General features: G+C 69.9%; 16 protein-coding genes. 13 read left to right on the top strand and 3 right to left on the bottom strand.

The window, feature by feature from the left end:
- On the bottom strand, positions 1–1485 hold a 1485-nt coding region (locus ACH492_RS38265), incomplete at its 3' end, for a type I polyketide synthase (protein ID WP_398993792.1).
- Positions 1486–1840: 355 nt separating this feature from the next.
- Between ACH492_RS38265 and ACH492_RS38270 the strand changes: the two genes are divergently transcribed.
- From ACH492_RS38270 to ACH492_RS38280, 3 genes are read left to right on the top strand one after another with little or no spacing between them, the layout of a single operon-like run.
- Positions 1841–3253 (top strand): NDP-hexose 2,3-dehydratase family protein, encoded by a 1413-nt coding sequence (locus tag ACH492_RS38270; RefSeq protein ID WP_398993794.1) that lies wholly within the window; start codon positions 1841–1843, stop codon positions 3251–3253.
- A 2-nt stretch (positions 3254–3255) separates the two neighbouring features.
- Entirely contained in the window at positions 3256–4254 is a 999-nt protein-coding gene (locus tag ACH492_RS38275; protein WP_398993796.1) for a Gfo/Idh/MocA family protein, read from the top strand.
- A 2-nt stretch (positions 4255–4256) separates the two neighbouring features.
- Positions 4257–5024, top strand: a complete 768-nt coding sequence (locus tag ACH492_RS38280; protein ID WP_398993798.1) for an NAD-dependent epimerase/dehydratase family protein — start codon at positions 4257–4259, stop codon at positions 5022–5024.
- On the opposite strand, the gene ACH492_RS38285 is transcribed toward ACH492_RS38280, so the two are convergent.
- Positions 5000–5716, bottom strand: coding sequence for a VC0807 family protein (locus ACH492_RS38285; protein ID WP_398993800.1), 717 nt, complete (start codon positions 5714–5716; stop codon positions 5000–5002). The two genes, ACH492_RS38280 and ACH492_RS38285, sit on opposite strands and share 25 nt — an antisense overlap.
- 1025 nt (positions 5717–6741) lie before the next feature.
- On the opposite strand from ACH492_RS38285, the gene ACH492_RS38290 reads away from it, so the two are divergent.
- The 8 genes from ACH492_RS38290 (at position 6742) to ACH492_RS38325 (ending at position 19053) form a co-directional block, all read left to right on the top strand.
- Complete coding sequence (locus ACH492_RS38290) at positions 6742–9534, top strand: AAA family ATPase (protein WP_398993802.1); 2793 nt, start codon at positions 6742–6744, stop codon at positions 9532–9534.
- Positions 9535–10006: 472 nt separating this feature from the next.
- Positions 10007–10789 carry a LuxR C-terminal-related transcriptional regulator gene (locus ACH492_RS38295; protein WP_398993803.1) on the top strand — a complete coding sequence of 261 codons (783 nt, stop codon included), beginning with the start codon at positions 10007–10009 and terminating at the stop codon, positions 10787–10789.
- 127 nt (positions 10790–10916) lie between these two features.
- A complete protein-coding gene (locus ACH492_RS38300; protein WP_398993805.1) occupies positions 10917–11252 on the top strand; it encodes a hypothetical protein in 336 nt (111 codons plus the stop codon).
- Entirely contained in the window at positions 11231–12628 is a 1398-nt protein-coding gene (locus tag ACH492_RS38305) for a hypothetical protein (RefSeq protein WP_398993807.1), read from the top strand. The genes ACH492_RS38300 and ACH492_RS38305 overlap by 22 nt, the downstream gene beginning before the upstream one ends.
- Positions 12625–13746 (top strand): DUF917 domain-containing protein, encoded by a 1122-nt coding sequence (locus tag ACH492_RS38310; RefSeq protein WP_398993809.1) that lies wholly within the window; start codon positions 12625–12627, stop codon positions 13744–13746. The genes ACH492_RS38305 and ACH492_RS38310 overlap by 4 nt, the downstream gene beginning before the upstream one ends.
- The gene (locus tag ACH492_RS38315) at positions 13743–15266 is read left to right on the top strand and encodes a PucR family transcriptional regulator (RefSeq protein WP_398993810.1); all 1524 of its coding nucleotides are present in this window, start codon (positions 13743–13745) and stop codon (positions 15264–15266) included. Before ACH492_RS38310 ends, ACH492_RS38315 begins: the two co-directional genes overlap by 4 nt.
- 419 nt (positions 15267–15685) lie before the next feature.
- Positions 15686–15943 carry a hypothetical protein gene (locus ACH492_RS38320; protein WP_398993812.1) on the top strand — a complete coding sequence of 86 codons (258 nt, stop codon included), beginning with the start codon at positions 15686–15688 and terminating at the stop codon, positions 15941–15943.
- 227 nt (positions 15944–16170) lie between these two features.
- Complete coding sequence (locus ACH492_RS38325; RefSeq protein WP_398993814.1) at positions 16171–19053, top strand: ATP-binding protein; 2883 nt, start codon at positions 16171–16173, stop codon at positions 19051–19053.
- Between the two features lie 71 nt (positions 19054–19124).
- On the opposite strand, the gene ACH492_RS38330 is transcribed toward ACH492_RS38325, so the two are convergent.
- Positions 19125–19832: a 4'-phosphopantetheinyl transferase gene (locus ACH492_RS38330; protein WP_398993816.1), complete on the bottom strand. Its 708-nt coding sequence runs from the start codon at positions 19830–19832 to the stop codon at positions 19125–19127.
- A gap of 319 nt (positions 19833–20151) precedes the next feature.
- Between ACH492_RS38330 and ACH492_RS38335 the strand changes: the two genes are divergently transcribed.
- Positions 20152–20925: a thioesterase II family protein gene (locus ACH492_RS38335; protein WP_398993818.1), complete on the top strand. Its 774-nt coding sequence runs from the start codon at positions 20152–20154 to the stop codon at positions 20923–20925.
- A 248-nt stretch (positions 20926–21173) separates the two neighbouring features.
- On the top strand, positions 21174–24101 hold the full coding sequence (locus ACH492_RS38340) for an AAA family ATPase (RefSeq protein WP_398993820.1): 2928 nt from the start codon (positions 21174–21176) through the stop codon (positions 24099–24101).
- The last annotated feature ends 84 nt before the right edge of the window (positions 24102–24185 follow it).

Raw genomic sequence — 24185 nt, forward strand, 5'->3', positions numbered from 1 at the left:
CACCAGCGAATGCCCCACCTCAACCGGCGACAGCCCAGCACCCTCCACCCACGACGCCAACCGACCCGCCTGAGACACCAACGCCGCCGGGGAACGCCCAGAAACCACCCACGGCACCACAACACCCAACGACGGCGCAGACTCCCCCCCGTCAGCATGCTCCGTCGACCCCACCTGCTCCACGATCAGATGCGAGTTCGTTCCTCCCATGCCGAACGAGGACACGCCCGCCACAAGCGGCCGCCCATCCCCCGCCGGCCACTCGCCCGACTCCGTCTGCACGCGCAGGTTCAGCCTGTCGAGCGGGATGTCGGGGTTGGGCGCCGCATAGTTCAGGCTCGGCACGAGTCGGCCTTGCTCCACGCACAGCACCACCTTCAGCAGCCCCGCGATCCCGGCGGCGCCCTCCAGGTGGCCGATGTTCGTCTTGACCGACCCCACCCGCAGCGGGGCGCTGCGTCGCGGGTCGGTCCCCAGAGCGGCGCCGAGCGATGCCGCCTCGATGGGGTCGCCGACCTTGGTGCCGGTGCCGTGCAGCTCTACGTAGTCGACGTCGCCGGGCCGGATACCGGCGCGTTCGCAGGCCAGGCGCAGCACTTCCTCCTGCGCGGAGACGTCCGGGGTGGTGAGGCCGTCCCCACCGCCGTCGTTGTTGACCGCTCCGCCGCGGATCACGCAGCGGATGTGGTCGCCGTCCTCCAGCGCCTTGGCGAGCGGTTTGAGGACGACAAGACCGCCGCCCTCGCCGCGTACGAACCCGTTGGCCCGGGCGTCGAACGTATGGCAGAGGCCGTCCGGACTGAGCGCGCCGAGCCGGGCCATGGCGATGGTGCTCTCGGGTACGAGGTTGAGGTGCACGCCGCCCGCGAGGGCGACTTCGCAGTCTCCGCGGCGCAGGCTGTCGCATGCCATCTGGACCGCGACGAGCGACGAGGACTGGGCGGTGTCCAGGGTCATACTGGGCCCGCGCAGACCGAGAAAGTAGGAGAGGCGGTTGGCGATGAGTCCGCGGTTGAGGCCGGTCGGCGTGTGGTGGTCGAGGGCCTCGGTGCCCTGTTGGTGCACGAGTATGGCGTAGTCCTCGACGGTGGCTCCGATGTATACCCCGGCCCGGCGGCCGTTGAGCTGCTCCGGCCGGACGCGGGCGTCCTCCAGGGCCTCCCAGCCGAGTTCGAGGGCGAGTCGCTGCTGTGGGTCCATCGCCTGCGCCTCGCGCGGTGACACCCCGAAGAATCCGGCGTCGAACGCGGCGACGTCGTCGAGGAACCCACCTCGTGCGGGCTCGGAAACCCCGGTTTGTGCGAGGAGTTCGGCAGTCCACCGGTCCGGGGGTGCTTCGGTGATGGCGCTCCTGCCTTCGCGGAGGAGTTCCCAGAAGGCAGCGGGGTCGCCCGCCCCGGGCAAGCGGCAGGACAGGCCGATGACAGCGATCGGTTCGCCGTGCGGCGATGGAATCGTGGAGCCCGCGGTTTCCGACCCGTTCATCAATCGCACTCCCAACACCCGAAGCGACACACGGTCACGGCTTGACGTCACCGTTCCACAGCGCCGGCTTCGAAAAGGGGGTCGAAGGCAGGCTCTAGGGGAACTCCTAGGCGGGGCGGAGACACTTTCCGCACGGCCCTGAACAGGGCTTCCAGACCGGATACGCGGCCCCGGCCCGGGGGTCGTGCGCACCCGGACCACCGGGATACCGCTCGGCTCCATAGCCGTGCGGCCGTCGGCGGACAAGCCGCAGAGACTAGGTGAATGCCGGTGCACCCCGGTGCAGGCTGCAACGGGAGAGGGCGGCAGTCCAACTGCCGTACACACGCCGGCACGGAGAGGCACAGCGATGCATATGGACAGGGCAGCGGAGTTGTTGCGCACACCCGGCTCCGCACTGTCGTTCCACCCGGCTGCCTCGCTGTCCTCCCGACTGGCCGCCTCCGCCCTGGCCACGGGGGGCGAGGTGATGAGCGACGAGGCGTTCCACGCCTGGTTCGAGGAGCGGCAGCGCAAACATGCGCTCCGCGTCACCCGCATCAACTTCGATGAACTGCAGGGCTGGAACTTCGATCCCGCAACCGGAAACCTGCGGCACGACAGCGGGCGTTTCTTCTCTGTCGAAGGCATCCGGGTCCGCTCCGACTACGGGCGGGTCCGCGAATGGTGCCAACCGATCATCCACCAACCGGAGATCGGCATACTCGGCATCGCGGTCCGCGAAATCGACGGAGTGCTGCACTGTCTGATGCAGGCCAAGCCTGAGCCGGGGAACGTCAACGCGGTACAGCTCTCCCCCACGGTGCAGGCCACCAAGAGCAACTACACCCGGGTGCACGGCGGTTCCGCCGTCCCGTACCTGGACTGCTTCATCGACCCTGATCCGCTGCGGGTCGTGGCCGATGTGCTTCAGTCAGAACAGGGTTCGTGGTTCTTCCGGAAGCGCAACCGCAACATGGTGGTCGAGGTGGGCCCCGAGGTCGAGGCGGGCGAGGACTTCTGCTGGCTCACTCTGGGACAGCTAGGCGCGCTCCTGCGCCACCCCGATCTGGTCAACATGGATGCCCGTACGGTGCTGTCCTGCTTTCCCGACTGGCGGGCCGACTCGGGGACGGCGGGAGCCGGTACGGGCCTGCACTCCGATACGGAGATCCGCAGCTGGGTCACCGGGCGGCGAGCCACGCGCCAGATCACCACCGAGCCGCTACCCCTGCGGGAGACGGAGGGCTGGCACCGCTCGGAGAAGGCGATCTCGCACGAGAGCGGGCGCTTCTTCAGCATCGTCGCTGTCGATGTCAGCTCGCACCGGCGCGAGGTTCCCGCCTGGTCGCAGCCACTGCTCGAACCGCACGGGCTGGCAGTGGCCGCGCTGTTGGTGAAGCGGATCCGCGGCGTGCCGCACGCCCTGTTCAGTGCACGGGTCGAGCCGGGGTTCCTCGATGTGGTGGAGCTCGGTCCTACCGTCCAATGCACCCCGGAGAGCTACGCCCATCTTCCGTCCGAGGACCGCCCCAGGTATCTGGATGCCGTACTGGACCGCCGTCCGGAGCGGACGCTTTTCGATGCCGTGCTGTCGGAGGAGGGAGGCCGCTTCCACCACGCCCAGAACCGCTACCTGATCATCGAAGTGGACGAGGACTTCCCGACCGCCACTCCCGAGGACTTCCGTTGGGTGACGTTGTGCCAGATCAACGAACTTCTGAAGTACAGCCACCATTTGAACGTGCAGGCCAGGACCCTGGTCGTAGGTATGAGGACGCTGCTGTAGCCGTGCCGGTCCGGTTCGGCGTCCTCGGTACGTCGTCCATCGCCCGGCGGCGTGTGCTGCCGGCGATGGCCGCGAATGAGGACATCGACCTGGTCGCGGTGGCCGGGCGCAGCCATGCGAAGGCCCGGAGCTTCGCCGACCCGTTCGGCAGTTGTGCCGATGCCGATGCCGAGGCGCTGCTCGGCCGAGCCGACATCGACGCCGTGTACGTCTCCACGCCGACTTCCACGCACCCCGAGTGGACCGCGAGGGCGCTGGCGGCGGGCAAGCACGTCCTGGTCGAGAAGCCGATCGCCACGACGGCGGACGAGGCGTACGAACTGGTGCGGCTCGCCGAGGCCCGCGGACTGGTGCTTCGGGAGAACTTCATGTTCCTGCACCATCCGCAGCATGACACCGTCCGCGACATGGTGTCTTCGGGCAGGCTGGGCGAACTGCGCGGTTTCAGCAGCTCGTTCTGCATCCCGCCGCTCCCGGCGTCGGACATCCGCTATGTGCCGGAATTGGGCGGTGGGGCGCTGCTCGACGTCGGGGTATACCCGCTGCGCGCCGCACTGTCGATGCTCGGCCCGGGTCTCGGCGTGGCAGGGGCGGCGCTGCGGGTGCGGCCCTCTGACGGGCTCGATCTCTCAGGAGAGGCGCTGGTGTACTCCCCGTCCGGGGTGCTGGCGAGCCTCACCTTCGGCTTCGAGCACGCTTACGGCTCGCGGTACGCGTTGTGGGGCAGCCGCGCCCGGATCACCGTGGACCGCGCCTTCACTCCGCCCGCGTCCTTTCAGCCCTCGGTGGTGCTCGAGGAACAGGATCACGAGGAGACGTTTCGGCTGCCGCCGGCCGACCAACTCGCCCGCTGCCTCTCGTCGTTCGCTGCGGCCGTACGCACCGGCGCCGGCACCTCACCCGGGGAGGCGGCCTGGCACGCGGGGGCGGTGGCCACGATGGAGCTGGTGGACGCGATCCGAGAGCGGGCTGTGCAGGTCGCTGTCGAAGGTGAGGAGTAGCGATGGACATCGTCGGCAGAGGGTTCTTGGCGCGTCACCTCTCCGAGGCGTTCTCAGGGAGATTTCCCGAGGTCTCCGCATTCGCGGCCGGGGTGTCGAGCACCTCGGTGACGGCGGCGGAGGAGTTCGACCGCGAGGCGGCACTGCTGTACAAGGTGCTGCGGCGATGCCGGGAGCAACGCCGCATGCTGCTGTTCTTCTCCACGGCCTCGTTCGCGATGTACGGGTCGCAGCAGGAGCCGGCCGCTGAAGACGGGCCGCTCTTCCCGCCGACGACGTACGGGCGGCACAAGCTGGCGCTCGAGTCCAGCGTCCGGTCGGCGGGGGTACCGCATCTGATCCTTCGGGTCAGCCATCTGGTGGGCCGTCACCAGCGCGCCCATCAGCTGTTGCCCGCGATGACCCGGCAGGTGCAGTCGGGTTCCGTCTCGGTTTACGAGAGCGCTTACCGCGATCTGCTGGACGTCCGCGATCTGGTGTACGTGATCGGGCGGCTGCTGGAGGACGGGACAGAAGGCGACACCGTGAACGTGGTGTCCGGTACGCCGGTGCCGGTGGTCCGGCTCGTGGACGGCATCGAGGAGCGTCTCGGCCTCTCCCCCCGGCGGGTGCAGGTGCCGGCTCAGGGAAGCGTGGTGCGCACACTGGTGTCGACGGAGCAGCTGGAGAAGCTCGTACCGGGCTTCGGCTTGGAACGCGTCGGCACTGGATATCTGGAGCGGATGCTGGACGCCTACCTGCCGTACTACGCGTCACTGCCGACATCGTGAGCGCGGCCGGGCTCGTCCTCGCCCGCTTCCCCGAAGATCATCCGCAGGGTACCTGTCCGCGCCAGGACAATCTGCGTGATCACCTGCAGGACGACATAGGTGACGCCGTACAGGGCTCCGTCGAGCGCCGGAACGGTGTCGACGGGCAGGGTGTACGCGAAGACGACGCGTAGCACGGCATCCACGATCAGCCCCAGGCCCCACAGCCAGGTCAGTCCCCGCCACACCCTGCGGAAGAGCGGAGTGGTGCACCACAGCCGGTCGAGGAGTTGCACCCTTCCGGGCACAAGCGCCTCCAGAGCACGGTAGGTGAAGGGCCGTTTGAAGGTCAGGGTGGCGAGCATCCACAGCGCGGCCAGGCCGGTGATCCAGCCGCTCCGGGCCAGCGCCAGACGCGGGTCGCCACTGATCAGCGAGCCGACGGCGGCGGCGACCACGACGGTAAGGACGAACAGCCCGATGGTGTCCACCTTGCGGTGCCTCACCATCGTATGCACGGTGTGCAGCGCGGGCGACGCTCCGCTGAGGAGCAGGGAAACCAACTCGCTCAGGCCCGCCGCACGCAGGATGTAGTACAGCCCGACCGGAAGCACCACATCGAACAGGACGGTCCGCCCGAACGTCCCGCCCGGGGAAGCGGTGGTGTCGCTGCTCCGTTCCGGTACCGGGTTGTCCTGGCGTGCCGAAGTCATGTGCGCTCCTTGCGTTCTTCGACCGTGCGAGGCCGGCCGACGCCGGCCAGGGCGCGGTCCGCGTGGCGGGATCGAAGATGTCTGCGAGTTGACCCGATTCTGAGGGCGTTTGCACTGGGGTTTTCCCTGGACCTGACACCTTGCGGCAGACCTCGGGCCTGGGGGCAGCCGACCGCTCTGCGGCACCGGTTCCACACCCCTCCTCCGACGCTGCTCGGCGATGCGCTTGACACCTCCGCCCCAGGGTTCCACGATGACTCCTAAACTTGTCAGACAGCCAGACAGGAGTCCGAGGGTCTTGAGGATGCGACCGCCCGTTCCCACCCCTCAGCGTGCCCGCGCGGGCCGACCGCAAGCCGCCGAGTACCCTCCCGGCAAAAGCGGATCCTCAGATCTTCCTCAAGAGCGTTGCACCGCACCCGAGTTTCGTGCGCATCATGGGGCACGTCGATTACACCTCAGCAGTCCCGAAGCCGGATTTCTGATTGCTGTTACCGCGTGATCCGCGGTACGCAGGCGCCGCCCGGAGCCGGGGCATCACCAAGTATGAATCCCCACGAGAAATTCATGCTGGGCGCCCCTCAATTCTCCCTCAAAGCCCTGCCGTTGGGCGTTTCGTGTGCACCTTCCGAGGCCGGAAGGGCAGCTCTTCGATTGACGCCCTCACGAAGAGTTCGCCACCCCTCCAGCGGGCTTCGTCGAACGACGTGGACAGCCTTGTCGCGGAGAGTGAAGAAAACCCCGCACAGCAAACTCTATTTGACTGGTGAACCAGTGGGTAGCGCCAAGGGACTTGGCTATCCGCAGTTCCTTCTTCCCAGCCCCACCTGCGAACCGTGCGGGCACCATCGCGGTGCCATGCCCGTATCCCTGCGCGCCCTGTGGATTTCGTGCGCCCCGGTGCGGCATTCAATACAACGGACTTGCACCGCCCTTCCACCGTCTCCACACTGCGCACACAGGGTAGACACGCTCCGCATGCACCGCTGCGACATCACCTCGCGGCCTGGAGGGATCTGAACCTGATGTTGCTGGACCGGGAGGCCGAGCTGGGCCTGGCGGCCACCGCCGTGTACACCGCGCGGACTGGGCGGGGCGCTCTGATGCTGGTCAGCGGACCGCTGGGCATCGGCAGATCGGCCCTCCTCGACGCCATCGGCGAACTCGGTGCAGCTCAGGGGGTCGTGCGCCTGCGGGCGAGCGCGGCGCCGATGGAGCGTGACTTCTCCCTCGGGGTGGCCCGCCAGCTCCTCGAACCGGCCCTGCGGCACGCCTCACGGGAGGCGTTGGTGCGGTGGACCTCTGGGCCGGCGCGCCACGCTCGCACAGCCCTCGATGCCGGCTGGCTCGGCGGCGCGGAACCGAACAAGACCGTCTTGGGCGGCCTCACCGCGCTCATCGAGAACATCGGTCGCGACCGGCCGATTCTTATGCTCGTCGACGAACTGCAGTGGGCGGATCCCGCGACCCTCCACTGGTTGCGGCACCTGGGCGGGCGGCTGGCCTCCATGCCGGTCCTGCTCGTCTGTGCTGTTCGCCAGGGCGACACGCTCACCGAGCATCCAGCCGTCCAGGGAGTCATCGGGTACGCCACGCACTCCTTGCGCCCAAGGAACTTCACTGTCGACAACTCTCGCGAGCTGATCCGGCAGCACTACCGGGAAGAGGCGGAAGAGTCGTTCGTCATGGCCTGCCACACGGCCTCCGGCGGCAACCCCCTGTTCCTCGGGTCCCTTGTGGCGGACGCCGCGTCCCGGGGCCTCCATCCGACCGCGGAACATGCGCAAGCCGCCGCCGCGCTCCGGCCCTCACCGCTGCGGCACCGGCTACTCCTGCGCTTGGACGCGCAGTCGGAGCAGGTCAGGCGAATGGCGCGGGCCATAGCCGTGCTCGGCGACGACGCGGACCCCGAGCTGCTGAGCAGGCTGGCCGAGCTGGACACGGTCGGGCGGGACCAAGCCCTGCGGCACCTTTCGTCGCTCGGCCTGATGACCGACCGGCGGCGCCCCCGATTCGTACACCCCGTCGTGCAGGAGGCCGTGGAAGAGGGCATGCCCCTGGCGGAACGGACCGCCATGCACGCGCTCGCGGCCGAGTTACTGCACCGGGCAGGCCGCCCGCCCGAGCAGGTGGCGAAGCATCTCATGGCCCTCACCGCACCCACGTACGCCTGGGCCATCGAGGTGCTGCGCTCAGCGGCCTACTCCGCGCAGAGCAGGGGCGCACCCGAGGCCGCCGCCCGCTATCTGCGGCGGGCGCTGCTGGTCAGCCCACCGGGCAGCGACCGGGCGAAGCTGCTGGTCGATCTGGGCACCTCGGAGCGGAGTTTCGCCCCCTCCGCATCCGTACGCCACATAGCGCAGGCTGTAACGCTGCTCAATGAACCGGTGGAGCGCGCCCAGGCCGTGGTGCGGTTGGCGCCGACCGCGTTCTCCTCCACGGTGCGGCCCATCCATGAGCTGCTGCGCGAGGTGGCGGACGCTCTGGGGCCCGACCGGATGCGTGGGCCCGACCGTGAGCTGGCGCTGCGCCTCGAGGCCCGTATCAGGCAATCGGCCCTGTCGGTCCCGGTGCAACTGGCCGATTCCGTGGCCCGTCTCGTCGGTCTGGGTCCCGAACCGAACACCGGCACCCGGGCGGAGCGGGAACTACTGGCGACGCTGCTCGGGGCCGCGACATTCGCCAACGCGTTGCCCGCGCAGGAGGTGGCGCGGCTGGCGAACCGCATCCTGGAACGGGAGCCCGCCTTCCCCGCGTATGTGCACACCACGTTGCCCATGTTGGTGACGAACCTCGTGGCGGCGGACTCCATCGAGACCCTCGGTTCCTGGCTCGACGCGGCCCAGCAGAACGCGGCCGGGCGGCAAACACCCCTGGAACAGGCGCTGATCGGCGCCGAGCAGGCGCTCGTCTCACTGGGCCGCGGCCGTGTCGCGGAGGCAAAGGAGCGGGCGCTCGCGGCCCACGACCTGGCGGGGGCGGAGCACAAGGAAGTCTTCACCGTTTCGGCGATCGCCCTCGCCTCGGTCGCGATCCATACCCAGGACTCCAAGCTCGCCGAGTGGCTGCTCGCGGGCAGGTACCGGGCCGCGGAGGAACCGTACCTGTGGTCGGCGCTCACCATGCTGAGGGCGAAGAGCGCGGCCCGGCAGGGCGATCTGAGCACGGCCCTCTCCCACTTCCTCGACGTCGGTCACTGTCTTGAACAGTGCGGTTGGCGTAATCCTGTGCTGCTCCCCTGGGCGTCGTCCGCCGCGCTCGTGCACCTGCGCCTCGGCGACCTGAAGCATGCCGCCGAGCTGAGTTCCCAGGAGCTGGAACAGGCCCGTGTCTGGGGCGCGCCGGCGGCTCTCGGCCGGGCTCTGCGCGTGCACAGCCGGATCGTCGAAGGCCCGGGGAGCACGGAACTGCTGCTGGAGGCGGTTGACGTGCTGGATCTGTCCGCCAACCGCTACGAACTGTGCCTGACGCTGCTGGAATTCGGCGAGCGGTGCGGCCCGGCCGACGTCCATGGCAGGGCGGCTCTGGACCGTGCTCATGCGGAAGCGGTCGAGTGTGACGCCCCGTGGCTGGCCCGCCGCACGGAGGCGCGGCTCGCCGAGGCAACGCCGAGTACCCGAGCCACGCGCGGTCAACTGACCCCGGCGGAGCGGAAGGTCGCCGAGCTGGCCGCCTCGGGGCTGACGAACCAGGTGATCGCCGACGACCTGAACATCACCTGCCGGGCCGTGGAAAAACATCTGACGAATTGTTACCGGAAGATGTCAATCAAAGGACGGGCAGTTCTCGCTGCTTCATTGCGGGAACTCGACCAGTAGTCCGGCTCTCCCTGGACGGCCACCCCTTACTGACCGGTGGGTAATCTTACTGAGTGGTCAGCAACTTACTGACTGGTGAGTAATCGGATCGGGCCTGCTCTCACATTACCCGCTGCATCCGTGCGCGCGCCTCCCTTTGCCGTACCGCAGGCTTCACTTCGCCGCGTCGCCTCGCCTCCGTAATCCAGTCGCAACAAAGAGTTATTGCTACTCCACCGTATTGATACCGAACCACCGCACCGAACCCCGCAACGGGTACCGAACCATCGCACCGAGACACCACAGTGTTTTGCTCATTAGCACATGTCGCGTTGACTCTCGGGACGCGACGTTCCTACGCTCTGGTCCGCGGAATACCACTGCACAGAAAGGCACTTCGCTCCAGATATTGAGGGAGCGGAGACGGTCAAAATGCCTCATCCGATCTGTCAGATTTCCCTGGTGTGCCGACCGCAGAAAGACGGTAGCTCCCTTGACCCATCATTACGCGGACCCGATGACCCCTGCGGCGGCCCCTCACGCCGCAGTCCCCCACACCGCCGCCGCGCCCGACCAGCCCACCCTCGGGGTGGGACGGCGCCCCGAGCATCAGCGGGCCTGCATGGCCAGCCTCGACGCCTCGCTGGCGATCGTTGCCGCCGACGCGGACTTTCTCCGGCTCTTCGGCCATGACGCCGCCGAAATGTGTGGCCGCAGCCTCTACACGCTTCTGCATCCCAGTGCTCCCGGGCTGCTCAACCGGCACTTCGCCCGCCTGGCTGAGGGACGCCGCGCACGGTTCGTGGAGCGGATGGTGGGGATCCGGAACGATGCGGCGCCTTTCTCGGGCGAACTCACCGGCGTAGCAGTGCAGAGCGAGTCCGAACAGGCACCGTCGTTCGTCGTGGTCATCCGGCCCGACGACGAGTCGGCATCCCTCGCCGGCCAGGACGACGCGCCGGCCCAGCGCAGGCAGCTGCTCACCCAGCTCGACGCACAGATACTCGAGGGCGTCGCGAGCGGCGCCTCCACCGTGCAGCTCGCCGCCCGGCTCTACCTCAGCAGGCAGGGCGTGGAGTACCACGTCGGCCTGATGTTGCGCAGGCTCAAAGCGCCCAACCGCGCCGCGCTGGTCGCGCGGGCGCACTCCATGGGCATGCTCACGGTCGGCAGTTGGCCGCCCCGGGTCATCTCCGAGTTCGTCAAGGACGCGGACAACCGGCGCGGTCGCAGGCCGGACACCCCCGCACAACGCCCGGCGGCGGCGCGCCCCTAGGCCGCGGCATATCGCGCGCGGCCGACCGCGCCGGCCGCGACGAGCCGGCGGCGGGACCGCTGTGCACCATCCCCACCAGTAGACCGCTCCCGTGTGTGGGGTTTTCCCCAGAGGGAGTCCGGCGAAGATGGGGATGCCGCTGACGCGGCTGTTCATGGTCCGCACACCCCCTCCGGCGGCCGGGAGCAGCGAGGACGGCGGCGAGGCCGGCACCGTACATATCCGGCCGGAGGCGCACCCGGCTCCGCGAGGACGGCCCAATCCTCGCGGGGTCGGTGTGCGGCTCGGAGAGCGCACAGGCGGCCGCTTCTCGATATCGGCTCCCGACGAGCAGGTGCCTTCGATGGACGCTTCCATCCAGGCCATGCCCCTTTCGGCGCTCCTCGGGCAGGATGTGGTGGATCGCCTCCGTCCGCCCGCCGAGAACGCCTGGGAGACCGCATGCGCATCGGGATCCGGCTGACTCCCTCGCGGGCACATGCCGCGCTCGTGGACGAGGAGCACGTCCTCGCCTCGGCCTCGGTTCCGCTCGCCACGGTATGGACGGAGCCGCTTGCGACCCTGCTTCACGAACTGAGCGTTGCGGCTCCGGCCGCCGTCGACTCGGTCACCTGGGATGTCTCCGCCGTATTCAAAGCCTCCCTCGAACAGGCTGCGGGGGCCGGCACCCTGCCGCGCTCCGAATCCGGAACGGTGATACGCCGCCTGCGAGCCCAGCCGGTGGCAGCGGTGCGGGTCGTGCCCCGCCGCAGCCTCCCGGGAGCCGGCAGACACCCTGCGCCGCTGGTGGGGGCACTGGTCGCCTGGCGTGACACCGTCATCGGAGGGCACGACCTGTTCGGCAACGAACTCGCCGAACTCGATCTGGCGGCTGCCGACCGGTGCGCGGAAAACGCCCGGTCGGCGGGGCTGACCACACTGGCGATCACCGCGACGGGGGCAGCCGCACTGGCCACCCACGAAGAAGCCGTCGCGGCCCGGCTGCTGGAGCGCTGCCCCGACCTGCGGCTGTGCCTGTCGCACGAGGGCGGAGGGCTGGGGCTGCTCGAGCGCGAGGCGACGACGGTGGTCAACGCCGCGCTGCTGAATGTGGCCGAGGAGCTGGTCGGCCGGAGCGAGCGCGCCACAAAGTCGCTCGGCTCCGGCCGGACGTCCTGCTGGTTCGCCACGGGGGACGGCGGCCGGGTGCCCGCCGAACGGCTGCGCCGGTCCCCCGTCTCCGGACTGACCGCGAGCGGCGCTACCGCGCTGATCGGAGCGGCCACACTGTCCGGCAGCGCGGACGCGCTGGTGGTACTGACCGGCGCGTCGGGCGTCGCCTTGGGGCAGATACGCGAGGGCCTGCCTCATGTGGAGTCCGACCTCGCGGGGCCCTTCGGGGTGCGGATGTCCGCGCCGCAGCCCGTACTCACCGTGAGCCGGGTGGACGGGGCGTCCGCCGTCGCCACCCTGCTCAACGACCACAGCCGCCGTACTACGGATGTGGTGGCCGTGCTCGACGAGGGCTGGTCGCACGTCGCGCAAGAGATCCACAGGGCCGCGGAGAAGGTGCCGGTGCTGGTGGATCCGGGCGCCGACCTCAGGGCCGTCGGCGCTGCCTGCACGGAACCGGGCGCCTGGCTCGACCTGTTGGTCGCGGTCCAGGGCACCGACGAGCTCGATCAGTTGCAGACACGGGCCGAGCAGCAGGCGCGCACCCTGGTCGCGGCGAACGGCGCCAGTCCGGGAAGCGAGCGCATCGTCAGATCGGCGGCCACGGTGGTCGGCTACCTCCGCGCCAGCCTCTACCGCCTGCAAGTACGTGCGAGCAGCAGGCCCGAGCCGAAGGACGAGCGGTGAACGACGATACGGCGCTCGATCCGGTGAAACCGGTGCGGATATCCGCCGAGGATCTGCCGGCCATGGTGGCGGGCAACCAGCTGATGTGCTCGGCCACGGGCGCGGCAGGCGTGGACGGGGTCACGGTCTGTGTCGAGGAGCTGCTCCAGCGGCACGGCCCGGTGTCGCTGGTCGACATCGACGACCTCCCGCCCGACGCCCTGTGTGCCGCGGTGGGCGCGGTCGGGGGATTCGCCCCGCTGATCGAACTCCCCCCATGCGGTGACGAGTTCGTGTTGGTGGTACGAGCCCTGGAGGCGCGTGTCGGCCGCAGGATAGACGCCTTGGTGTCACTCAACGCGGCCGGGCCCAACGCCCTCTTCCCCATCGCCGCGGCGGCCGCGCTGGGGCTTCCGCTGGTCGACTGCGACGGTATGGGGCGGATCCTGCCGCTGATCCACCAGACGACGTACGCGCTCGCAGGGCTTCCCGTCACGCCGCTCGCGGCGGTGAGCCAGACCGGCGACGTGGTAGTGCTGGAGACCGGCTCGGTTCGGGCGGATCCGCTGCTGCGTGGTGTCGTGGATGCCTCGGGCGGTTTCATGATCTGTGCCATGTACCCCGCGACCGCCGGGCAGTTGAGCCGGTCCGCCATCGTGGGGTCCACCAGTCGGCTCATGCGGGTCGGCAAACTCCTGACCGCGGTTTCCGACCGCCGGACGCTGCTCGGCGACCTGGCCCGGACGGTGGGTGCGGGCGTGCTGGCAAGCGGCCGGGTCGTGGAAATCGGGCGCGCCAGCCGATCGGAGGGCACGCGTCACTACCCGTCCATGCCGAGCACCATCGTGGTGGCCGAGCATGGCGGGACCGACCGGATCGTCCGCCTCGAGGCGCAGAACGAGCTACTGCTCGCGCTGACAGACGGGGCGGTCGCTGCCGCGGTGCCGGATCACCTGTGCCTGTTCGACCGTCAGAAGCTGCGTATTGTCGGCCTGGAGTGGGTGGCCGTTGCCGATGATGTGGACGTACTCGTGGTACCCGCGGCGCCGAAGTGGCATACGCCCGCCGGGCTCGCTCTGGCCGGACCGCGCGCGTTCGGCATCCCGGTACGTCACCCCACCGAGGATGATCCGCGGTGAACCGCACCCGCTCGTCCGAGCCGCTGACCGTGGCGGAGCTGGTGCGCTGCGGCCCCTTGGCCCGGGCAGGCTCCTTCGCCACTCGCCACCAGGACCGGCCGGTGACCGGAGTGAGCCTGATATCCGAGCTGGAGAAGGCGCAGCGGTGCGAGCCGAACACGGCGCTGGTTGTGCACCCGGCGGCGGCGCACGGCATCTGGGCGCTGGAGTCGGTGCTGCGCCACGCCTGGGAACGGAACGCCTCGTGCGTCGTGGCCCCTGCGGAGATCGCCGTGACCAGCTCGACGATCCAGCTCGCCGAGCGGCTGCGGATTCCCCTCTTCACCGTGGCCGACCCGGCGCAGCAGGCGCTGGAGCTGGCGGCGGCAATCGCGGACACCGAAGCTGCGCGGGCCCGCCTGATGGCGCGCTGCGCCGTCCTCTTCGGCGAGCACGGGCGTCTGCGGGACATCGTCGGAGTGATCAACACGGAGGTGCCGGGGGTGAGCGCCGCACTGGTCACCGAGGACGGGCATGTGCTCGCCGGGCGGTCGGCCGCCGGCCGGCCGGACAACGAAGCGTACCGGGTACGGGTCGCGGTGCCCGGTCCCGACGGGCGCCCCTGGGCGGCTCTCGTGGCACAGCTCGCCGCCTGGTCCCCGTCCTGGGTGGAGACGGTCGAGACGATCCTGCGCCTGGCGCGGGCGCCACTGGTCGCCTCCGTCGCCGGGCTGCGACTCTCCCTCGCGCAGCAGGCGAGCAAGGACCGCCTGCTCCTGGAGACGCTGCTGCGGGGTTCCCACTCGGTGCCCGGCGCGAACGGTGCCAAGGCGCCTTCCGGGGATGACGGGACGAACGACCCCGAACAGCTGGCTCGCGAAGCGGGATGGCGCGTCGAGGGGAACCATGTCGCCGTGGCCCTGCGGCCCGCCGATCCGGACGTGTCCGTCTTCGAAGCGGCCGTCCCCGTGGTGGTCACGGCCTGGCAGGAGGCTTTCCCGTACGCACCGATCGTGCCTCGGGGGAACCGCTGGGTGGCCTGGTTCACCGATGAGGGGATGGAGCCGCGCGAGGTCGCGGAGCAGGTCAGGCGGAAATGGGCCTCGGCCCGCGTCCCCATCCGCCTGGCTGTCGGCATCGGCCGGGTCGGCGAGGGCATGGACGGTATCCGGCGCTCCGTGGGCGAGGCGGAGCTGGCCGCGGCAGCGGCGGGGCAGCTGGGTGGCGGCCCCATCGAGTTGTACGCCGAACTGGGCCCCCGCGCGGTCCTGGCCTGCCTGCCGGTGGCGGATGTCGCGACGGCGGCGCGGGTGCTGCTCGCCGATCTGATCGCGGACCCGAAGGCGGATGTCCTCATCACCACGCTGGCGACCCTGCTGGACTGCGGGGGCTCGACCGGCCAGGCCGCTGCCAGGCTCGGCCTGCACCGCAACACCATGCTCGGCAGGATCGAGCGTATCCGGGCCTGCGGGGTGGACCTCGAGTCGCCCGATCAGCGGCTCGCCCTCCATGTGGCGTGCTACACGCTGCTGAACACCTGAGAAACCCACCGGCTTCAGCGCATCACTGACAAATTGATGCCACGTCAGCTCAGCCGGGGATTCAACGGCAGGTGGCGATCCTGGCCGCGGGCAGTAGCACCCATTCGGCGTTGTTGTCGGCGGTGCCTTCAGGCCAGGCCAGAAGGGGCGTAACACTGAAGGATCTACGGGGAGCACCACTGAAGGGCGGAGAATGCGCGGCCATCGACCCCTTTCCCAGTCCGTATTTCAGGCCATCTGCAGCGATACGCACCATGGCCACTTCGGTGCTGCGCCGAATGACACCTCTGATGGCAGAGCAAATGTGCCGTCGACACAGTGTGTCCGGTTTCCGCTGTGCACATGGCCCACTGCCGACCGGGGGATCCGGCTAAGGTCGTATCAGATGTGGCGCGCGATGTTGATGGGGGGCGCTTTTCATGACCGATATACATCGTCAGCTGCCCGAAGAAGTGCGGGGTGCAGACCTGTCCCCGCGGGGCGCATGCCTCGCCGCACTGCTCTGCCTGGCGAATTCCGACCGGCCGCGGCGCTCGGCGAATGTGGCGCACCGCGCCGAAGTCCTCCCGGAAACACGCCAGGCCGCCTCCGTACGCCGCCACGTACGGGACGGCGCCGACCTGCCGAGGCTCAAGACCGCACCCGGGGGTGACCCTGGCGTGGCTGGTACCGGCTAGGCCCCGGATGACCTCGGCACAGTACAGAGCGGCCTTGCCCCGGGCTACGGGCCTACGGGTGTCCCCGCGCGGGGCCCCACCCCTTGCTGCCGGCATTCAGCCCTTTGCGTTCCAGCCGGCAGAACAGAGAACGCGCGGGCCCGAATTGACCGGACGGGCCACGCTTGCCATCCGGCGGACCGCCGGGCACGGCCGTGCCGGGCGCAGTAGCGGACAGGAGACTCCCGATGACCGACGGGATGCCGATCGGAACGTTCGAGTGCCAGCGGGACCAGTTGACTCTCGTCAACCGCGAGCTGGAAATGTCCGCCCTCTCCTCCCTCTTGCAAAACGCCCGCGCAGGGTCAGGCGGTATCGCCCTGCTGGAGGGCCCCGTCGGCATAGGCAAGAGTCTGCTGCTACGCAGCCTGACGTCCGCGCCTCACATCGAAGGCCTGCGCGTGCTGGAAGCACGCTGCGACGCCCTGGAGCGCGACTTCCCCTTCGGCGTGGTGCGGCAGCTCTTCGAGCCGCTGCTCGTCACACTCGACGAACCACAGCTGACACGTCTGCTGGCCGGCAGCGCCCGTACGGCCGCGCTGGCGCTCAGCAGCGAGGCCCTGCAGGGGAATGTCATGCCCCTGACCGAGGATGTGTCGTACGCCGTTCTGCACGGGCTGTACTGGTTCACCTGCAACCTGGCGGATGAGGCGCCGATCGTCATCGTCGTTGACGACGCGCACTGTGCCGATCTGGCCTCGCTGCGCTTCCTGACCCACCTCGCACGGCGGATCGAAGGGCTCCCCATCCTGCTGGCCCTGTCCCGGCGCACCGGCGACGAGGCGACCGACGCCGCGCTCCTCGACGACATCGCCGGACAGCCGCTCTGCCGGATCCTGCGGCCCGGTCCGTTGACCGCCGACGGAGTCGCCCACCTGGTGAAGACCGTCTTCGACCACGAGGCGGACGACGAGTTCCACGACGCGTGTCTGGCGATCACCGGCGGCAACCCCCTGCTCGTCCACTCCCTGCTGACCGTCCTGCGGCTCGGCGGCGAGCCGCCGAGCGTCGGCGGACTGGAGTACGTCACCGCCCACGACGGTGCGTTCTTCAACGAGGCGGTCCGGTCCGTCCTGCGGCGACAGCCCGAGTCCGCTGTGGCCGCGGCCCGCGCGATGGCCGTCATGGGTGACGAGGCCATGACGGAGGTATGCGCACGGCTGGCGGGGCTCGATGACGCGACCCACTTCGCCGCGATGCAGGCACTGCAGTCCAACGGCCTGGTCTCGGAGGTCGACGACGGCCGGACATGGTCCTTCAACCACGGCCTGATACGGGAAGTCATCGTGGCGGACATACCGCCCGAGGAGCGTGCGGAGGCACACCAGCGCGCCGCGCGCCTGATGCTGGACGTGGGCGCCCGCGCCGAGCAGGTGGCCGGACACCTCCTGATGACCGCGCTGCCGGCCACCGAGGATTGGGCGGTCACCGTGCTGCGGGAGGCCGCTCGCGAGGCGTCGTTCCGCGGCGCGCCCGCACTGGCCGTGGATCTGCTGCGGCACTGCCTGCGTGAGCAGGTGAAGGTGCCCGAGGACGCGGCCGTACTCGTGGAACTGGGGCTGGCCGAGGCGGGAGTGGACCCTCAGGCCAGTGTCCGGCATCTGCAGTCGGCTCTCGAGTACGTGAACGAACCGCTGCCGCGCTTCTTCGTGCTCACCTCGCTGGCCAGCGGCCTGATCCGCAGTGAGCAGTCCCTCCAGGCGGTGCGCCTGCTCGCCGAGCAGGCGCCGACGGTCCGCGACGTCACGGGCGATCTGCAGCGGCTTCTGGAGGGGCAGCGGCTGTTGGCCTCTGCGGAGGACCTGCAGAGCTTCGGAGCGACGCTGAAGGAGTACCCCTTCGACATCAGCCTGCCCGGCGACTCCCCGGGTCAACGGGCCCTGATCGCCGCCGGGGCCGGCCTCAGCGCCGTACGTGAGGACCGGGCGGAGGAGTCGGCTGCCGCGGCCCGCCGGATGCTGGAGCGCAGCGTGCCCGGCATCGACTCGCCGTTCTTCCTGGCCACGGCTGCGACGGCGTTGCTGTACGCGGGCCTGTCGGACGAGGCGGATGCCGCCTACAAGCGGGTCATCGACAGCACCCGGGAGAGCCAGCGCCAGCTGTACGGCCTGTGCCTGGCGTTGCGGGCCGAGGCGCTGTACCGGGTGGGCGCGCTGTCCGACTCGGTGGCGGCCACGAGATCGGCGCTGAACGTGGTACCGCCCGAAACCTGGGGCCGCACACTGGCGCTGCCCATCGCGACACAGATACACGCGCTGATCGATTCCGGTGACCTCGCGGGTGCCGACGCGGCGGCCGCACAGGAATTCCCGCCGACGAGCCTGGACACCTGGCAGTGGAACGAGTTCCTGTGTGCGAGGGGACGGCTGCGGCTCGCCCGCCACGAACCGCAGGCGGCGCTGGTGTACCTCCTGGAGGCAGGCAGACGACAGCACCAGTGGACCAGGACGAGCCCTGCCGTCTCGTCCTGGTGGGCCTGGGCCGGCCGTGCGCACCTCGCGCTCGGGGCCCTCTCACCCGCCCGGGAGCTCGCCGAGACCGCTGTGGCGCGAGCCCGGAAGGGGAACCTGACCGACGCGCTCGGCGCCGGTCTGCGGCTCCTCGCGGAAACGGAGAGTGGCCCCGGGAAACTACCCCTCCTCGAGGAAGCGCTGTCCGTCCTCGAGGATTCCCCCGCGCGGCTCGAACGGGCCCACGTGCTGGTCGATTACGGCTCTGCGCTCCATGCGTGCGGACGCACCGAGGCGGCGCGGGAGACGCTCCGCCAGGGGCTCGATCTGGCCTACTCGATCGGCGCCGCAGTGCTACGCGCCGAGGCCAATGACGCGCTGCTGACCACCGGTGCCCGACCGCGCACCGTCACGTCGAGCGGCGTGGAGTCGCTGACCCCGAGCGAAGCCCAGGTGGCTCAACTGGCCGCCGCCGGCGAGACCAACCGGGAGATCGCCGAAGAACTGTTCGTGACCCAGCGCACGGTGGAGCTGCATCTGACATCCGTGTACCGCAAGCTCGGGGTGTCCGGGCGCCGGGGTCTCGATACCTTCTTCGGCGCCGGGCGGGCGGCGCAGTAACGCCCCGACCGCGGAACCACGTCGCCGACGGCTTCGCCACGTGGGCCGTCGGCGTCAGGGTGTGCAGACTGTCAGCGCCGTGCCCCCATCGCCATCCCGGCTCCGTGCGCCGGGCGTGAGCGATCGGAGGGTACGGCGACTGCCGTCATGACCAGGCCCGCCCGCACGGCCCAGCGCCCCTCGAATCCGGTCAGCACGGAGTCACCGAGCCGCCATCCGGGCACCAGCAGCTGTGCGGTGAAGGTCCCGCCGTCCGGGTCGAAGGTGATGAACGCGTCCTCGAACTCCAGCGGACGCCCGGTCATCGGGAACCACGCCTTGTACACGGACTCCTTGGCACTGAACAGGAGCCGGTCCCAGGGCAACGACGGATCGTGGCGACGGCACCGGAGAAGCCCGGCACGCTCCCCGGGCAGCGCCACGGCCTCCAGGATCCCGTCCGGCAGTGGACTCGCGGGCTCCGCGTCGGCACCCAGAGAGAGCACGTCCCCCTGCCGCGCCACGACGGCGGCGGCGTACCCGTCACAGTGGGTGATGGCCCCCAAGACCCCGGACGGCCACCGCGGTTCCCCACGCGGCCCCGGCAGAATCGGTGCGGGCGGCACGCCGATCCCGGCCATTGCCCGGCGGGCGCACCAGCGGCCTGCCGCGAACTCCCGTTTGCGCTTGTCAACCGCGCGAGAGACGAAGGACTCCTCTTGGCTCAGAAGCGCTCCGGCCGGCGGGTCGCCGAAGAGCTCCGCCACGGAGGCCGAGTCGGGCAGCAGCTCGTCGATCATCGCGGTCTCCCGTCGGTGCACCTGTGGTGGTTGACCTCGCGAGACTTCGGCGCAGAGCAGCCACTCGCCGTGCTTGGCCAGGGTGAGACTAGGTCGCGCCCGCGCAGCGGACCACCGAAGTCGAAGACCGCCCGTGAAGTACGGGGGAAATGACCAGACTTCCCCCGCATCCTGCGGACAGCCCTTGCGCCGCGGAGCCCGCACTGCCTGGATATGTCCAGGGCAACAGCCCGCATCTCCCGATCGGCTCGGGACAACCGTCGCCCGCTTCGTACCGACTCCCGAGGCGCCGGTCTACTGGAAAGGACGGATCAGCCCCATGAGTTCATCCTCTGTGGACGAGGGTCTGTGGTGCCGGCGCTTCCATCCGGCTCCTGACGCGGGTGACCGCCTGGTCTGCTTTCCCCATGCCGGGGGCTCGGCGAGCTTCTACTTCCCGGTGGCCTCCGCGCTCAGCCCGGCCGTGGACGTACTCGCCGTGCAGTACCCGGGCCGGCAGGACCGGCGCACGGAAGCAGGCATCGACACGATCGGTGAGCTGGCCGACAACGTCGTCGACGCCCTCCGGCCCTGGACCGACCGGCCGTTGACCTTCTTCGGCCACAGCATGGGCGCACTGGTGGCGTTCGAGGTCGCCCGGCGCCTGGAGGACCAAGGCGTGGCGCCGCTGCGGCTGTTCGCGTCCGGGCGCCGGGCGCCCTCCCGTTACCGCGACGAGAACGTGCACCAGCGCGACGACGACGGGATCGTCTCCGAGTTGAAGACGCTCAGCGGTACGGACGCCAGAGTCCTCGGCGACGAGGAGATGCTGCGGATGGTCCTGCCGGCACTGCGCTGCGACTACCGGGCGATCGAGACCTATCGCTGTGAGCCGGGGGCGGTGCTGAACTCCCCCGTGACCGCGATCGTGGGGGACGAGGACCCGAAGACCTCCCTCGAGGAGGCCCTGGCCTGGGAAGATCACACCAGGGGCGGATTCGACCTACAGGTCCTGCCGGGCGGGCACTTCTATCTCACCGATCAGCAGACCGAGGTCATGAGGCTGCTCGGCGATCACTTCGCCTCCACCGCCGTGTCCGGCCGTGCGTCGTGATCACCTGACTGAACTCCAACGCCGACGAGGCGGCAGAGACCGCGCCGAGGCCCTGGACACTTCCGGGACTGAGGTGACGGGTCCCCGCTGAGCAGGCCGGCGCCGCCCTCCGCGGTCCCGCCCGGGCAGCTGCGGTCGAATTTTCGTTCCCGCCACAAGCGGAACACACGCTGCAACTAGGGTGGTCGCCACCTGCCCGGCACGCAGCGTGGCGTTCCGAGGGGGACGATGCAGAAACGGCGGCGACGATGGCAGACCCGACTCAGCCCTCCCGGGATTCCGACGGCAGCGGTACTGACGGGCTGGTCGGCCGGGATGCCGAGTTGGCAGTTCTGCGAACCCTCGCCGCAGGTGCGCGCGACGGCCGCGCCGGTGTGGCTGTCGTCCAGGGCGGGGCCGGGATCGGCAAGACCTCACTCGTGGATGCCTGGGTCGGCATCGAGCGCCGGAACGGCATGCGCGTCCTGCGCTCGACCTGCGGCCAGACGCGTACGGACTTCGCGTTCTCGCTGGTACGCCAGTTACTCGCCCCGGTCCTTGCCGACGCTGACGAGAAGGAGCGCGCAGAACTGCTCGCCGGGCCCGCGGAGCTCGCTGCCCGGACGCTGGGCACGGACGACGGCAGTCCGGAGGAGGGCCCGGTACGGAGCGATGCCTCGTTCGCGTTGCTGCACGGTCTGTACTGGTTCCTCATCCATCTCGCAGCCCGCGGCCCGCTCGTCATCGTCGTGGACGACGCCCACTGGTGCGACGCGCCGTCGCTGCGCTGGATCTCCTACATCACCCGCCGCATCGAAGGATTGCCCGTTCTGCTGGTCCTCACGGAACGGTCGGGTGAGGAACACCCGACCGGCCCCCAGCTCACGGAGATCGCCACCCAGCCCGACTGCCGGCTCATCCCCCTCTCACCACTCACCGGCCCGGACGTGGCCGTGATCGTGCGCGCTGCCACGGACGGCGACGCGGACGACGCGTTCTGCCATGCTTGCGAGCAGGCGTCCGAGGGGAACCCCCTGCTGCTGGTGGAGTTGCTGCGCACCCTCGTCGACAACCGGGTGCCGCCCTACGCGGAGCACATCGCGGCCGTGGAGGAATTCCGAGGGCACGTCCTCGCCCGCACCGTGCTCCACCGCGTCGGCCGCCAGATCGAGGATACGGTCGAACTCGCCCGCGCCCTGGCCATTCTCGGCGACGACACTCCCACCCGCGTCGCCGCGGCACTTTCCGGGCTGGGCGCGTCCGAGGTGGCCAGGCACGAGCTGGTGCTGCGCCGCATCGGCGTACTGCACGAGGACGCCCCGACGCGGTTCAGGCACCCGCTGATCCGGACCGCCATCATCGAGGGCACGATGACCCCCGACGACCTGGCCGCCGGATCCGTACGGGCCGCCCGCATTCTTCACCAGGAAGGCGCCTCCAGTGAGCAGGTCGCCGCGCACCTCATGCACTGCGAGCCCGGCGCGGGGGGCAGCTGGCCGGCCGAGGTGCTGAAGGACGCGGCGCGCGTCGCGCGGCACCGTGGCGCGCCCGACGCCGCGGTCCGCTATCTGCAACGGGCCCTGGGCGAACCGCTGTCCGAGTACGAGCGGGCCGCGGTCCTCGTCGAGCTGGGCACCGACGAACTGATGCTGGTGCCGCATACCGCGGTGGGCCGGCTGCGCGAGAGCCTGCTCATCATCGAGGATCCGGCGGTCCGCGGGCGGGTCTCGGCGATGCTCGCAGCCGCGCTGCAGATGACACAGCGCGGCCCGGAGGCCGTCACGGTGCTCCAGCAGGCGGTGGCCGGTCTCGAAGACCCGGCGGAGAACTGCCCGCAGCGCGAACTGCTGCTTCATCTCAAGGCACAGCTCATCCAGGTGGCGTACGAGGACCAGACGACGATCGATCTGGTCGGCCCGCTCATCGCGAGTGTGTCCCCTGCCTCGCTGCGCGGGAACACCCCGGGCGAACGCGCAGTGCTGGCGGCTTCACTGATCCACGCCATGGCGGGCCACGAGAGCGCGGCGCACGCCAACGAACTGGCCGACCGCGCCTTGCGCGGCGGCATCAATCTCAGTGGGCCGACGGAGATGCTGTTCGTCCTCTCGACCCTCGGGCTGATCACGACCGACCGGCTGCAGGAAGCCGTCACCTGGTACGACCAGTTGAGCGACCAGGCCACACGCTGCGGGGCCCAGCGCATTTCCATCGGTGCGTCGTACGGGAAGGCCTCGGCGGCCTCACGACAGGGACGGGTGGTGGACGCGCTGATGCAGGCGCAGGCGCTGCTCGACCGTTCACCCGACCTCGGCTACTCGACCCTTCCGATAGCGGCTCTCATCGTCAACAACCTGATCGAGTTGGGGGACCTCCGAGCGGCCGGAGAGGTGCTGGCGGCGAACCGCCGCTACGACAGTCCCGACGCGGTGTGGGACCGCGGTCCGTATCTGCTGGCCCAGGGCCGCTGGCAGCTCGTTTCGGGAGACACCGAGGCCGCGCTGGAAACCCTGCTCTACTGCGGCGGACGCCAGGACGCGGTGAGACTGGTGAACCCGGCGGTGACCGCCTGGCGGTCGCAGGCCGCGCTCGCGTACGCGGCCCTGGGCAAACGACAGGAGGCCATCGAGATGGCCACCGAGGAACTGCGTCTTTCGCGCAACTGGGGCACGGCACGCGTGATCGGGGTCAGCCTGCGACATCTGGGGCTGGTCACCGGGGGCGACGCCGGATTCGACCTTCTCGGCCAGGCCGTGGACCTGCTGGAGGACTCCCCCGCACCCCTGGAACTGGCCAAGTCACTCTACGACTTCGGAGCGGCGCAACTGCGCGCGGGGGACACGGGGACGGCGCGTACGACGCTGCGCCGGTCGTTCGACCTGGCGGAAGAGTGCGGCGCGACCGCCCTGTCGGAGAAGACCAGAGCGGCCCTGCGCACCACGGGTGCCCGGCCACGACGTGGGCAACGGCAGGAACGGCAGCCGCTCACAGCCAGCGAGTACCAGATAGCCGGGATGGCGGCCACGGGGCATTCGAACCACCAGATCGCGCAAGCACTCTTCGTCACGCCCCGGGCCGTCGAGACTCACCTGACCAGCAGCTACCGCAAGTTGGGCATCACCGGTCGGGTCCAGTTGCGCGACGCGCTGCTCACTGCGAAGTCGGCGTCGGCGTCGGCGGGCCACCCTTCCTGGAGTTAGCCCTGGCTATTGAGCCGGTGCGGTGCTGTTGCGCCGGTGTACGGGCCGGGCTGACGGACGGGCTGGAGCGGGTGCTGCCGCAGG

Source organism: Streptomyces sp. NPDC019443 (genome assembly GCF_044389785.1).
In the GTDB taxonomy this organism is placed as follows: domain Bacteria; phylum Actinomycetota; class Actinomycetes; order Streptomycetales; family Streptomycetaceae; genus Streptomyces.

What these genes read in the sequence shown, in the direction of transcription:
- ACH492_RS38270 (WP_398993794.1), top strand. Translation starts at nt 1,841, where the DNA reads ATGGACAGGGCAGCGGAGTTGTTGCGCACACCCGGCTCCGCACTGTCG.
- ACH492_RS38280 (WP_398993798.1), top strand. Translation starts at nt 4,257, where the DNA reads ATGGACATCGTCGGCAGAGGGTTCTTGGCGCGTCACCTCTCCGAGGCG.
- ACH492_RS38285 (WP_398993800.1), bottom strand. Translation starts at nt 5,716, where the DNA reads ATGACTTCGGCACGCCAGGACAACCCGGTACCGGAACGGAGCAGCGAC.
- ACH492_RS38290 (WP_398993802.1), top strand. Translation starts at nt 6,742, where the DNA reads ATGTTGCTGGACCGGGAGGCCGAGCTGGGCCTGGCGGCCACCGCCGTG.
- ACH492_RS38300 (WP_398993805.1), top strand. Translation starts at nt 10,917, where the DNA reads ATGGGGATGCCGCTGACGCGGCTGTTCATGGTCCGCACACCCCCTCCG.
- ACH492_RS38305 (WP_398993807.1), top strand. Translation starts at nt 11,231, where the DNA reads ATGCGCATCGGGATCCGGCTGACTCCCTCGCGGGCACATGCCGCGCTC.
- ACH492_RS38320 (WP_398993812.1), top strand. Translation starts at nt 15,686, where the DNA reads ATGACCGATATACATCGTCAGCTGCCCGAAGAAGTGCGGGGTGCAGAC.
- ACH492_RS38325 (WP_398993814.1), top strand. Translation starts at nt 16,171, where the DNA reads ATGACCGACGGGATGCCGATCGGAACGTTCGAGTGCCAGCGGGACCAG.
- ACH492_RS38330 (WP_398993816.1), bottom strand. Translation starts at nt 19,832, where the DNA reads ATGATCGACGAGCTGCTGCCCGACTCGGCCTCCGTGGCGGAGCTCTTC.
- ACH492_RS38335 (WP_398993818.1), top strand. Translation starts at nt 20,152, where the DNA reads ATGAGTTCATCCTCTGTGGACGAGGGTCTGTGGTGCCGGCGCTTCCAT.
- ACH492_RS38340 (WP_398993820.1), top strand. Translation starts at nt 21,174, where the DNA reads ATGGCAGACCCGACTCAGCCCTCCCGGGATTCCGACGGCAGCGGTACT.